Genomic DNA, 12,139 nt, shown 5'->3' with positions numbered 1-12,139 from the left:
TTCAACCCGATGAGCGATTTTCCGACCGCGCCGACCGCCGATGCGCCGGTCGATCCCACGGCGTCCCTAGTCCGCTCGGTCAGGCGCATCGCCCAGGCCATCGATGTCCGGTCACGCGAGATCGCGCGCCTGACGGGCCTGACCCTGCCCCAGCTTCTGGTGCTGCAATCCATCCGCGCCCTGGGCGAGGTCAGCACCAGCGCCATCTCGCGCGACGTCTCGATGTCGCCCCCCACGGTGGTCGCCGTGCTGGACAAGCTGGAGGCCAAGGGAATGGCCGTCCGCTATCGTTCCACCATCGACCGCCGCGTGGTCCATGTGCGGCTGACGGATGCGGGACGACAGGCGCTGAGCACCTCGCCCGGCCTTCTCGGCGACGGCTTCATCTCCGGCCTGGCCCGCCTGTCGCTGGACGACCAGGCCGCCATGGCGATGGCCGTGGATCGCCTGGCGACAATGATGCAGGTACGGACATCGCCGGCCTCGGAACAGGACGTGGACGACGGCTCTGCGCCGCAGCCTATATCGGCCTGAACCTTAGCCGCCGCGCCATTCGCTGAGCATTTTGCCGTCGGCGTCCTCGAAGGCGACCCTGTCTAGCTGAACCGCACCGATGCAGACCGGCCGTTGGTCGGGGCTGGCGGCGCGGCAACGAATGGCGCGGCCGTCGGCGAAGGCGGCCATGCGGCCCTCCAGCACCAAGCGATATCCCTGGGACGGCGCGACGGGCGGCTGGTCGCCCTCGCCGCGCACGGTGAACTCATAGGCGCGTCCGTTACGGCGCCCGGTCCGCGAGCCGCCCTCCTTGAAGACCGCCGCCAGGCCCATGGTCTGCGGCCACGCCTGACCCTGGGCCAGAGGATCGCCCTGCGCGGCCGGACATCCCTCGGCCCGTAGCCAGGGGCGCGCCAGCCAGAAGCCCTCGGCCGCCTCCCAGGTCTCGGCGTCGTCCGCGATCAGGGCGGATTGCGACCAGTCGCCAGGCGCCAGGCTAAGCTTCAAACTTTGACGACCCTCGCCCCAGGTCAGAGCGGGCAGACCTTCGTTGGCGTTCGCCTGGACAGGCGATGGCGCTGGACCGCCGCAGCCAAAGGCCTGGCGCACGACGAACCGCCTGCCTGCCAGGGACGCGCCCCCGACCTCACGCCCCGCCGCAAAGGCCGAGGCGGCGAGGTCCATGGCCTGCAGCAGGCTTGCGCGATCCAGGGTCGGCGAGGGGGCGACGGTGACGACGGGCGTCGGCGCCGCGACGGGCGCGGGGGCCGGCGCGGGCGCGGCCTCCTCGCGCTGGCAGGCGCTGACGAGGAGAAGGGACGCCGCAAGCGCGACGACCGACGGACAAGGCGACACGGTCGGTTCGAGCATGGAACCACACTAGCACGCCGCTCGCTGATGGGGAGGCGTTCGACCGAAAAAGGTTGACGCAAGCGACGGGGGACGGTCTGCACGGGCTCATGACATTCGATCAGATCGCAGCCCTTGCGGTGCTTGTCGGCGTCGTCGGCGTGCTGATCCACGGCAAGGTGCGCGCTGATGTCGTCGCCCTGACCGGCGCCGCCGTGCTTCTGCTGCTGGGCGTCGTGCGCCCCGTCGAGGTGCAGGGCGCCTTCGCCAGTCCGGCCGTCATCGCCCTGGCCGGCCTGTTCGTCATCGCCTATGCGATCGAGTTGTCCGGCCTATTGGGTTGGCTGATCCGTCAGGCGACGCAACTGGCCGCCCGGATCGGCGCGAGGGGCATCTGGATCGTCATCGGCCTGTGCGGCTCGGTCGGCGGCTTCCTGAACAATACGCCGGTGGTGGTGTTGGCAGCCCCGGTGATCCGGGACGTGGCCCAGTCGCTGCGCCTGTCGCCCAAACGCTTCCTGATGCCGCTGAGCCACGTCACGGTCATGGGCGGGCTGCTGACCCTGATCGGCACCTCGACCAACCTGCTGGTCAACGACATGGCGCGCAACGCCGGTCAGCCCGTCTTCGGCCTGTTCGAAATCACGCCCGTGGGCTTCTTCATTGCCGTCGTCGGCGGCTTGTGGCTCTATTTCGTCGGCGCCCGCCAACTGGGTCGATCCGTCGCCAGGGACGAGGCGGAGGCCGCGCGCCTGGCCGAGATGGAGGACGCCCGCCGACGCACCGAAGCCGAGGCCATATCGCGTCGCAAACGCCTGTTGCCCTTCGGTCTGCCGCATATCGGCGGCTCTCGCAACCAGGCCGACGGCTCCGGCGATGCGCACCTGGGCGACGTCGAACTGTATGGCGCGGCGGACCGGCCCTTTCGCTTGCGGCCGGCGCTGATCTCGCTGGGCATCTTCGTTCTGGTGATCATTTCGGCGGCCTTGGGATGGGCGCCCATCGCCGCCTCGGCCTTCGCCGGCGCCGTGGCGCTGATCCTGCTGAGGGTCATCACGCCCGAGGAAGCCTATGCCGGACTGCGGCCCGAAATCCTGCTATTGATCGCCGGCATGGTGGTGGTCGGCACGGCCATCGAGGTCACCGGCCTGGCCTCGGCTGGCGCCGAGCGCCTGATCGGCGTAATCCGACCCATGGGATCGCTGGGCGCGCTGATCGTGCTTTACGGCGTGACCCTGTTCGCCACCGAACTGCTGTCCAACGCCACGGTCGCGGTGCTGATCACGCCCATCGCCGTGGCCCTGGCCGAAAGCTTGGGGGTCGATCCCCGGCCCTTCCTGGTCTGCGTCATGATGGCCGCCTCCGCCGCCTTCGCGACGCCCTTCGGCTATCAGACCAATGTGCTGGTCTTCAACATGGGCGGCTACAGCTACATGGACTTCGTCCGCGTGGGATTGCCGCTGAATCTGGTCACCTGGGTGGCGGCCATGCTGGCGATCCCGATCTTCTTCCCGTTCTAAGGATTGCCGCCACCGTGGCAGGCCGATAACTCGCCTGACTATCGCAAGATGATCTTTTGCAAGGCTGGTACGGGGCTGTAAGCGACCGGCACCTGTTGGGGCCGTTTTAAGCTAGGCGAGCCTAACAAAGCGCCTCGTAGACCAAATTCGCGGACGGCATCCTACTGGCTCCGCCGTGAAGGACTGGAAGGGAATAACGCATATTGAATCTAGGATTGGCTCAAACGCGTTAGCGCCTGCGTCGCTGCGGCCGGAGCGTGTAGTCAATCACTACCGGACGGTCCTAGTCCGAGGATGCGGCGGCGGGTCGGGATCTGGTGCACAAGTTGATTAAAACCGTTATCGTCGCAGCGCTGCAAGCGCGCGACCAGTTCGCGTTGATCGTAAAAGCAAAATCGCGGCCGTGAAGCCCCAGAGCCTCACGCTTGTCATTGAGAATGCACAAAACCCCACAGTGTGAACTGTGGGGTTTTGTTTATAGTTTGGGTGCGGGAGTAGGATTTGAACCTACGACCTTCAGGTTATGAGCCTGACGAGCTACCGGGCTGCTCCATCCCGCGGCAAACGGTAGTGTCGAAAAGGAAGAACGGTTCGAGAAGTGCGCTCAAGTAGGCCGAAGGCCGTTAGCGCGTAAATCATGTGTGCTTGGTAGACCCGGCGACGACCTACTCTCCCGCGCCTTGAGACGAAGTACCATTGGCTCTGGAGGGCTTAACGACCGAGTTCGGAATGGGATCGGGTGGGGAACCTCCGACATAGTCACCAGGTCAACCAAGCACACATGATTTCTGGCCTATCGGGCTTTCGCCCTACTTGAGGCCAGATACCACTCAAGCTCAAGCAGCGCGAAGCGCGGTAGCTTAAGCAAGAGTGAGAAGAAGACATTGTCTGAGATTGCTTCGGTCAAGGAGCAATCATCGAATGAGTTTTGCTGAGAAACGATCAAACCGATCGGATTATTAGTACCAGTAAGCTTCATGGGTCGCCCCACTTCCACACCTGGCCTATCAACGTGGTAGTCTTCCACGATCCTCAGCGAAGCCTTGTTTTGAGGTTAGTTTCCCGCTTAGATGCTTTCAGCGGTTATCTATTCCATACTTAGCTACCCTGCTGCACAGCTGGCGCCATGACAGGTACACCAGAGGTATGTCCATCCCGGTCCTCTCGTACTAGGGACAGATCCTCTCAAGCTTCGAACACCCACGGCAGATAGGGACCAAACTGTCTCACGACGTTCTGAACCCAGCTCACGTACCACTTTAAATGGCGAACAGCCATACCCTTGGGACCTGCTCCAGCCCCAGGATGTGATGAGCCGACATCGAGGTGCCAAACTTTGCCGTCGATATGGACTCTTGGGCAAAATCAGCCTGTTATCCCTAGAGTACCTTTTATCCGTTGAGCGATGGCCCTTCCACTCGGGACCACCGGATCACTATGGCCGACTTTCGTCTCTGCTCGACTTGTCAGTCTCGCAGTCAGGCGGGCTTATGCCATTGCACTCGACGACCGATTTCCGACCGGTCTGAGCCCACCATCGCGCGCCTCCGTTACACTTTAGGAGGCGACCGCCCCAGTCAAACTACCCACCACGCCATGTCCCGGGACCGGATAACGGCCCTCGGTTAGACGTCAACGACAGTAAGGGTGGTATTTCAAGGACGACTCCACCAGAGCTGGCGCTCCGGTTTCATAGTCTCCCACCTATCCTACACATACGGTCGCTAACGCCAAGGCGAAGCTATAGTAAAGGTTCATAGGGTCTTTCCGTCTGACCGCGGGAACCCCGCATCTTCACGGGGAATTCAATTTCACTGAGCCTATGCTGGAGACAGTGGGGAAGTCGTTACGCCATTCGTGCAGGTCGGAACTTACCCGACAAGGAATTTCGCTACCTTAGGACCGTTATAGTTACGGCCGCCGTTTACCTGGGCTTCAGTTCGTCGCTTTCACAACTCCCTTTAACCTTCAGGCACCGGGCAGGCGTCAGACCCTATACGTCGCATTGCTGCTTCGCAGAGCCCTGTGTTTTTGCTAAACAGTCGCTACCCCCTGGCTTGTGCCACTCAGTCCTGGTTGCCCAGGGTGAGTCACGCTTATTCCGAAGTTACGCGTGCAATTTGCCGAGTTCCTTCAGCATAGTTCTCTCAAACGCCTTGGTATGCTCTACCTGACCACCTGTGTCGGTTTCGGGTACGGTCTCTGCTGGAGTTATTTCCTGGGACAACGCCCCCGCACACACAATCCAATAAGTGGGTACGAGTTAAGCCATCCGTCACTTCCAGCTGGTGCAGGAATATTTACCTGCTTCCCATCGACTACGCTTTTCAGCCTCGCCTTAGGGGCCGACTAACCCTGCGCAGATTAGCTTTACGCAGGAACCCTTGGTCTTTCGGCGGGAGTGTCTCTCACACTCCTATCGTTACTCATGTCAGCATTCTCACTTCCGATACCTCCAGCCAGGCTCACGCCTGACCTTCACCGGCCTACGGAACGCTCCGCTACCGCTTGCAGTAAACTGCAAACCCATATCTTCGGCGCACGGCTTGAGCCCCGTTACATTTTCCGCGCAGGTTCGCTTGATCAGTGAGCTGTTACGCTTTCTTTAAAGGATGGCTGCTTCTAAGCCAACCTCCTGATTGTCAAAGCAATCCCACATCGTTTCCCACTTAGCCGTGACTTGGGGGCCTTAGATGATGGTTAGGGTTGTTTCCCTTTTCACGACGGACGTTAGCACCCGCCGTGTGTCTGCCCGATAGTTCTCTTGGGTATTCGGAGTTTGGTTAGTATTGGTACCGCTCGCGCAGCCCGCAACCATCCAGTGCTCTACCCCCCAAGGAATTCGTCGGACGCTCTACCTAAATAGATTTCGCGGAGAACCAGCTATGTCCAGGTTTGATTGGCCTTTCACCCCTATCCACAAGTCATCCCAGAATTTTTCAACATTCACGGGTTCGGTCCTCCAGTTGGTGTTACCCAACCTTCAACCTGCTCATGGATAGATCACCTGGTTTCGGGTCGTCATACGTCGAACTTAGCGCCCTATTCAGACTCGCTTTCGCTGCGCCTACACCTAACGGCTTAAGCTTGCTCGACACATGAAGTCGCTGACCCATTATACAAAAGGTACGCCGTCACCCCGCTTGGGGGCTCCGACTGCTTGTAGGCTTCCGATTTCAGGATCTGTTTCACTCCCCTTGTCGGGGTGCTTTTCACCTTTCCCTCACGGTACTTGTTCACTATCGGTCGTAGAGGAGTACTTAGGCTTGGAGGGTGGTCCCCCCATGTTCAGACAGGATTTCACGTGTCCCGCCCTACTCGAGTCTCTTGCTATTTGATGACTACGGGGCTTTCACCCACTATGGCCGACCTTTCCAGATCGTTCGTCTTTATTTCACAAGAGCACTGGCCTGGTCCCGGTTCGCTCGCCACTACTACGGGAGTCTCGGTTGATGTCCTTTCCTCCGGGTACTGAGATGTTTCAGTTCCCCGGGTTCGCTTAATGAACCTATGTATTCAGTTCATTATACCTTTCAACAATCCGCCAATCGCCGTCCTGGCCGAAACCAGAACGAAGTTGGAAGACTGTAAAGGTGGGTTTCCCCATTCGGAAATAACCGGATCAAAGGGTGCTAGCGCCTCCCCGGTTCTTATCGCAGCTTGCCACGTCCTTCATCGCCTCTCTACGCCAAGGCATCCGTCAGAAGCCCTTCAACGTTTGATCGTTTCTCAGCAAAACTCATGCTTGGTTTATTCCGCCCGACTGGAAAGTTGCCGGGGGACCAAGCCTGATATTTGTCAGACAATGTCTTCTTCTCGAACATAACCTAAAAGCTCAGGGGAGCCGGTTGCGTTCTTCCTTTACGATTTCAATGCACGCCAACCTTACGGCTGACGGCAAACTTGAATGCGATCACAAGATCCTGGTGGAGCCAGACGGAGTCGAACCGACGACATCCTGCTTGCAAAGCAGGCGCTCTACCAACTGAGCTATGGCCCCGTTCCAAGGAACAGTGCGAAGCCCAGGAGAGCTGTCGGCGATGCCGTCTTGAGGCTGAGAACCCCGGCGAACCAGAAGTCCTGGTAGGCCCGGGCAGACTCGAACTGCCGACCTTACGCTTATCAGGCGTACGCTCTAACCACCTGAGCTACGGGCCTATGGCAGCGACAGCCGGGCTATAAGACCCAGGCTCGCGATCGCGTCACCAGTACAACGACCCGAATGGTCGATGCGTCGATGACGAAAGTGGAAAGAGAAACGGAGACGGCGGCGTTCCGCCGTTTGTGCTCGGCGCTGTGAAGCGCTTCGCTATTGGAGCCTCAATAGACAGCCTCGTGAGAGACAGCCTGGAGAAGCATCCTTAGAAAGGAGGTGATCCAGCCGCAGGTTCCCCTACGGCTACCTTGTTACGACTTCACCCCAGTCGCTGACCCTACCGTGGTCGCCTGCCCCCTTGCGGTCAGCGCAGCGCCTTCGGGTAGAACCAACTCCCATGGTGTGACGGGCGGTGTGTACAAGGCCCGGGAACGTATTCACCGCGGCATGCTGATCCGCGATTACTAGCGATTCCAACTTCATGCCCTCGAGTTGCAGAGGACAATCCGAACTGAGACGACTTTTAAGGATTAACCCTCTGTAGTCGCCATTGTAGCACGTGTGTAGCCCACCCTGTAAGGGCCATGAGGACTTGACGTCATCCCCACCTTCCTCCGGCTTAGCACCGGCAGTCCCATTAGAGTTCCCAACTAAATGATGGCAACTAATGGCGAGGGTTGCGCTCGTTGCGGGACTTAACCCAACATCTCACGACACGAGCTGACGACAGCCATGCAGCACCTGTGTCCTAGTCTCCGAAGAGAAAGCCAGATCTCTCTGGCGGTCCAGGCATGTCAAAAGGTGGTAAGGTTCTGCGCGTTGCTTCGAATTAAACCACATGCTCCACCGCTTGTGCGGGCCCCCGTCAATTCCTTTGAGTTTTAATCTTGCGACCGTACTCCCCAGGCGGATTGCTTAATGCGTTAGCTGCGTCACCGAAATGCATGCATCCCGACAACTAGCAATCATCGTTTACGGCGTGGACTACCAGGGTATCTAATCCTGTTTGCTCCCCACGCTTTCGAGCCTCAGCGTCAGTAATGAGCCAGTATGTCGCCTTCGCCACTGGTGTTCTTCCGAATATCTACGAATTTCACCTCTACACTCGGAGTTCCACATACCTCTCTCATACTCAAGACACCCAGTATCAAAGGCAATTCCGAGGTTGAGCCCCGGGATTTCACCCCTGACTTAAATGTCCGCCTACGCTCCCTTTACGCCCAGTAATTCCGAGCAACGCTAGCCCCCTTCGTATTACCGCGGCTGCTGGCACGAAGTTAGCCGGGGCTTCTTCTCCGGGTACCGTCATTATCGTCCCCGGTGAAAGAATTTTACAATCCTAAGACCTTCATCATTCACGCGGCATGGCTGCGTCAGGCTTTCGCCCATTGCGCAAGATTCCCCACTGCTGCCTCCCGTAGGAGTTTGGGCCGTGTCTCAGTCCCAATGTGGCTGATCATCCTCTCAGACCAGCTACTGATCGTCGCCTTGGTGAGCCTTTACCTCACCAACTAGCTAATCAGACGCGGGCCGCTCTAATGGCGATAAATCTTTCCCCCGAAGGGCACATTCGGTATTAGCACAAGTTTCCCTGAGTTATTCCGAACCAAAAGGCACGTTCCCACGTGTTACTCACCCGTCCGCCACTAACTCCGAAGAGTTCGTTCGACTTGCATGTGTTAGGCCTGCCGCCAGCGTTCGCTCTGAGCCAGGATCAAACTCTCAGGTTGAGTTGACTTCTGACCTAAGCTTAAGAACATCCCGAAGGACGTCTTGGCATTAGTTCTACGTATTTTATTGACGAGTTCCCATTCATCGATCCGAAGACCGACGCATGGTATCTTTTCAAAAAGACCGCAGATAGTCAGTGTCGTATGATGACCTTCTAGGGTCATCGCAAGAACACCGCCGCCTGCGTTTCTCTTTCCAAATCAACAATGTCAAAGACCAAAACCGCATCAGCGGCCCGACTTGTTTAGCGCCGTGTCGTCGGCGGAGGCGGGGATTTAGAGACCGCCGAACCTCATGTCAACCGCTCTTTTCAGAGATCTTTCGGAGAGAAAGGCGAACCCTTCAGACCGCAAGAAACCACCGGAGGAAAGCGAGGCTTACCTCTAAAAACCCGTCGGCGATTCGATTGGAGCGCGGAACCTAGTGAAACCAACCGATGAAAGCAAGAAGTTTTTCAACCCCTCCTCCCGTGAAACCGTGAGGATCAAGACCCCCGCGGCCCCGTCGGCCAGCCCGTTTCCGAGCGAGGCGGCTCTATACGTAGACCCCGATTTGTCAGCAAGCGGATTCTGACAAGACCGCGAAACTTTCTCAAAGAGTCATGGTCAGCCAGCAACGACCCCGCCGTCAGATCGCCATGTGAGTGGGAAGACTCGAGGCGACTCGGCTGCCTTCAGGCCCCACCTAAGCGGGACATCAACTCCGGGTCCTGCTCGGAAGCCGTGACCTCGCTCTCGAACGCGAGCTGCGCCTGGGATGCATCCGGGAAGGTCAAAGGCTCCGACAAGCGCAGGCTTGAGACGGCGTAGTCTTCGCCCCTCTGTTCAAGAACGACGCCGCTGCGGGCGTGAAGGATACGGGCGTCCGTGGTCATGAGTCTGTTCTCCTTTGGGGAGAACGCGCCAATCAGCGAAACGGTCGCTCTCAGTCTCTGGAAAGGACCTCTGCGATTCGCGCGCCCAGCGTCTCGTCATCCAGGCCGTCAACGAAAAGCATCTTCGACCGGGACTGGCCGCCGCGCACTACGGTCACGGAAGACTTCGACACGCCGAGGCTTTTGGCCAGCAGCCGGATCAGGGCGTCATTGGCCTCTCCATCTATGGGACGGGCACGGACACGCACCTTGAGCGCGCGCCGTCCCTGTGCGTCCGCCTCCCAGCCCTCGATGCGATCCACCGCCGCGCCGGGCTGCAGCCTTATGGGCAGGTTCGCCATCCGATCCTCTACGGGCAAGAAAAAGGGCGCGGCTCCGTTCGGCGCCGCGCCCCCTCCTATTGATCTAACCCAAACCTAGCCCAGGGCGGCCATCAGTTCCGGAACGATGGTCTTGTAGTCGCCGACCAGACCGTAGTCCGCGACCTGGAAGATCGGGGCGTCGGGGTCCTTGTTGATGGCGACGATGGTCTTGGAGTCCTTCATCCCCGCCAGGTGCTGGATCGCCCCCGAGATGCCGATGGCGATGTACAGGGCCGGGGCCACCACCTTGCCGGTCTGGCCGACCTGATAGTCGTTCGGGGCATAGCCGGCGTCGACCGCCGCGCGCGAGGCGCCGATGGCGGCGCCCAGCTTGTCGGCCAGGGGCTCCATAACCGCGTGGAACTCCTCGGCCGAGCCCAGGGCGCGACCGCCCGAGACCACGATCTTGGCGGCGCCCAAGTCCGGGCGATCCGACTTGACCATTTCTTCGGAGACGAAGGCCGTCTTGGTCGCCTCGGCGCCGGCGACGCTCTCGACCGAGGCCGAACCGCCTTCAGCGGCGGCGGCGAAGGCCGTCGGACGCACGGTGATCACCTTCTTGGCGTCGGCCGACTGGACCGTCTCAAGCGCGTTGCCGGCGTAGATCGGCCGCACGAACGTATCGGCCGACACCACCTCGATGATGTCGGAGATCGGGGCGACGTCCAGCTTGGCGGCGATCCGGGGGGCGAAATTCTTCCCGTCCGTCGAGGCCGGCGTCAGGATGGCGTCGTAGCCGGCGGCCAGGGGCACGACGGTGTCCGTCACCGCCTCGGCCAGACCGTGGCCCAGGCCGCCGCTCTCGGCCAGCAGCACCTTACGGACGCCGGCGATTTTCGAAGCCGCATCAGCAGCGGCCTGTGCGCCCTGACCCACGACCAGAACGTCCACGTCGGACGACAGGCCGAGCGCGGCGGTCACGGTCTTGTGGGTGGTGTCGCGAACGGTCGAACCGTCGTGATCGGCGATGACGAGGACAGCCATATTACAGCGCTCCCACGGACTTGAGCTTGGAAACCAGTTCGGCGGCATCGGCCACCTTGACGCCGGCCGACCGCTTGGGCGGCTCGGTGACCTTCAGGACCTTCAGACGGTCGGCGACATCGACGCCATAGTCGGCGACCGCCTTGACGGCGATCTCCTTCTTCTTGGCCTTCATGATGTTGGGCAGCGAGGCGTAGCGCGGCGTGTTCAGCCGCAGGTCCACCGTCACCACCGCCGGCATGTCGGCGGCGAGGGTCTGCAGACCGCCGTCGACCTCGCGCGTCACCGTGGCCTTGCCGCCTTCGATGACCAGTTTCCCGGCGAAGGTCGCCTGGGGCCAGTCCAGCAGGGCGGCCAGCATCTGGCCCACCGCATTGTTGTCGCCGTCGATCGACTGTTTGCCCATCAGCACCAGGTCGGGCTTTTCTTCCTCGACCACCGCCTTCAGCAGCTTGGCGACCGCCAGAGGCTCCAGGTCCGCATCCGACTGGATCAGGATGCCCCGATCCGCGCCCATGGCCAGGGCGGTGCGGATGGTTTCCTGGGCCTGGGTCACGCCGATGGAGACCACGACGATCTCGGTCGCGGTGCCGGCGGCGTGATGTTCCTTGCCTTCCTTCAGACGAACCGCCTCTTCGACGGCGATTTCGTCGAAGGGATTCATGCTCATCTTGACGTTGGCCAGATCGACGCCTGACTGGTCCGCCTTCACGCGGGCCTTGACGTTATAGTCGATCACCCGTTTGACGGGGACGAGTACCTTCATGGGTCTATCCGTGAAATCGCCTGAATGTGAGGGCAGGACATGGAGCGGTCGCGAAGGCCTGTCAACGTAACGCGGGGTCAAGCTGTGGCTGCGACCCTCACCCAACGGACCACGAGATGAAGCGTTTCCTGACCTTTCCCCGCCTGGCGATGATTTTCTTCGCCCTGTTCGGCGTCGCCACCGTGGGGATTTTCATCCTGCAGGACTATTGGGTCGCGCCGGGCAAGCGCTGCGAGGCGGCAGGCAAGTGGTACGACATGGAGAGCCGTATCTGCGCCCAGCCCATTTCCATCGCCCAGATCACGGGCCGGCCCAACGGTGTCTCGCGCGAGGAAGCCTCGGCCGAAAAGAACCGAGAACTGGTCCGCATCGAGAACGAGCTTGCTGCCCAGGACCGTGCTCGCGCCGTCGAGGTCGAACGCCAGAAGGCGGCTCTGGCTGCTGCGCGTCCGGCCGCGTAAC

8 protein-coding genes, 3 tRNA genes and 3 rRNA genes are annotated in these 12,139 nt (G+C 60.5%); 3 read left to right on the top strand and 11 right to left on the bottom strand.

Annotated elements, in window-relative coordinates:
- The first annotated feature begins 9 nt into the window (after positions 1-9).
- The gene (locus EGY25_RS07330; RefSeq protein WP_135194200.1) at positions 10-534 is read left to right on the top strand and encodes a MarR family winged helix-turn-helix transcriptional regulator; all 525 of its coding nucleotides are present in this window, start codon (positions 10-12) and stop codon (positions 532-534) included.
- A gap of 3 nt (positions 535-537) precedes the next feature.
- On the opposite strand, the gene EGY25_RS07325 is transcribed toward EGY25_RS07330, so the two are convergent.
- Positions 538-1,365 carry a hypothetical protein gene (locus tag EGY25_RS07325; protein ID WP_135194361.1) on the bottom strand — a complete coding sequence of 276 codons (828 nt, stop codon included), beginning with the start codon at positions 1,363-1,365 and terminating at the stop codon, positions 538-540.
- Positions 1,366-1,454: 89 nt separating this feature from the next.
- On the opposite strand from EGY25_RS07325, the gene EGY25_RS07320 reads away from it, so the two are divergent.
- Positions 1,455-2,864, top strand: a complete 1,410-nt coding sequence (locus tag EGY25_RS07320; protein WP_135194360.1) for an SLC13 family permease — start codon at positions 1,455-1,457, stop codon at positions 2,862-2,864.
- Between the two features lie 483 nt (positions 2,865-3,347).
- Here EGY25_RS07320 and EGY25_RS07315 read toward each other — a convergent pair.
- From EGY25_RS07315 to EGY25_RS07270, 10 genes are all read right to left on the bottom strand, one after another.
- Positions 3,348-3,424, bottom strand: a tRNA-Met gene (locus tag EGY25_RS07315).
- A gap of 92 nt (positions 3,425-3,516) precedes the next feature.
- Positions 3,517-3,631: ribosomal RNA gene (gene rrf / locus EGY25_RS07310) — 5S ribosomal RNA — on the bottom strand.
- Between the two features lie 171 nt (positions 3,632-3,802).
- A 23S ribosomal RNA gene (locus EGY25_RS07305) occupies positions 3,803-6,588 on the bottom strand.
- Positions 6,589-6,788: 200 nt separating this feature from the next.
- Positions 6,789-6,864 (bottom strand) — tRNA-Ala (locus tag EGY25_RS07300).
- Positions 6,865-6,945: 81 nt separating this feature from the next.
- Positions 6,946-7,022, bottom strand: a tRNA-Ile gene (locus tag EGY25_RS07295).
- Between the two features lie 207 nt (positions 7,023-7,229).
- Positions 7,230-8,690 (bottom strand): 16S ribosomal RNA (locus EGY25_RS07290).
- Together the 16S, 23S and 5S rRNA genes with 3 tRNA genes alongside form the textbook arrangement of a ribosomal RNA operon.
- 674 nt (positions 8,691-9,364) lie before the next feature.
- Positions 9,365-9,565: a hypothetical protein gene (locus EGY25_RS07285; RefSeq protein ID WP_135194359.1), complete on the bottom strand. Its 201-nt coding sequence runs from the start codon at positions 9,563-9,565 to the stop codon at positions 9,365-9,367.
- A gap of 50 nt (positions 9,566-9,615) precedes the next feature.
- On the bottom strand, positions 9,616-9,906 hold the full coding sequence (locus tag EGY25_RS07280) for a DUF167 domain-containing protein (RefSeq protein ID WP_135194358.1): 291 nt from the start codon (positions 9,904-9,906) through the stop codon (positions 9,616-9,618).
- Positions 9,907-9,981: 75 nt separating this feature from the next.
- Positions 9,982-10,911 carry an electron transfer flavoprotein subunit alpha/FixB family protein gene (locus EGY25_RS07275; RefSeq protein WP_135194357.1) on the bottom strand — a complete coding sequence of 310 codons (930 nt, stop codon included), beginning with the start codon at positions 10,909-10,911 and terminating at the stop codon, positions 9,982-9,984.
- 1 nt (position 10,912) lies between these two features.
- On the bottom strand, positions 10,913-11,677 hold the full coding sequence (locus EGY25_RS07270; RefSeq protein WP_135194356.1) for an electron transfer flavoprotein subunit beta/FixA family protein: 765 nt from the start codon (positions 11,675-11,677) through the stop codon (positions 10,913-10,915).
- A 116-nt stretch (positions 11,678-11,793) separates the two neighbouring features.
- On the opposite strand from EGY25_RS07270, the gene EGY25_RS07265 reads away from it, so the two are divergent.
- Complete coding sequence (locus EGY25_RS07265; protein ID WP_135194355.1) at positions 11,794-12,138, top strand: hypothetical protein; 345 nt, start codon at positions 11,794-11,796, stop codon at positions 12,136-12,138.
- Position 12,139: the final 1 nt, after the last annotated feature.

The sequence above is a fragment of the Brevundimonas intermedia genome, assembly GCF_004614235.1.
In the GTDB taxonomy this organism is placed as follows: Bacteria; Pseudomonadota; Alphaproteobacteria; order Caulobacterales; family Caulobacteraceae; genus Brevundimonas; species Brevundimonas intermedia_A.
Note: the sequence above shows the minus strand (reverse complement) of the source record. Positions and strands in the feature narration are given on the sequence as shown.

What these genes read in the sequence shown, in the direction of transcription:
- EGY25_RS07285 (WP_135194359.1), bottom strand. Translation starts at nt 9,565, where the DNA reads ATGACCACGGACGCCCGTATCCTTCACGCCCGCAGCGGCGTCGTTCTT.
- EGY25_RS07270 (WP_135194356.1), bottom strand. Translation starts at nt 11,677, where the DNA reads ATGAAGGTACTCGTCCCCGTCAAACGGGTGATCGACTATAACGTCAAG.
- EGY25_RS07265 (WP_135194355.1), top strand. Translation starts at nt 11,794, where the DNA reads ATGAAGCGTTTCCTGACCTTTCCCCGCCTGGCGATGATTTTCTTCGCC.
- EGY25_RS07330 (WP_135194200.1), top strand. Translation starts at nt 10, where the DNA reads ATGAGCGATTTTCCGACCGCGCCGACCGCCGATGCGCCGGTCGATCCC.
- EGY25_RS07275 (WP_135194357.1), bottom strand. Translation starts at nt 10,911, where the DNA reads ATGGCTGTCCTCGTCATCGCCGATCACGACGGTTCGACCGTTCGCGAC.
- EGY25_RS07280 (WP_135194358.1), bottom strand. Translation starts at nt 9,906, where the DNA reads ATGGCGAACCTGCCCATAAGGCTGCAGCCCGGCGCGGCGGTGGATCGC.
- EGY25_RS07320 (WP_135194360.1), top strand. Translation starts at nt 1,455, where the DNA reads ATGACATTCGATCAGATCGCAGCCCTTGCGGTGCTTGTCGGCGTCGTC.
- EGY25_RS07325 (WP_135194361.1), bottom strand. Translation starts at nt 1,365, where the DNA reads ATGCTCGAACCGACCGTGTCGCCTTGTCCGTCGGTCGTCGCGCTTGCG.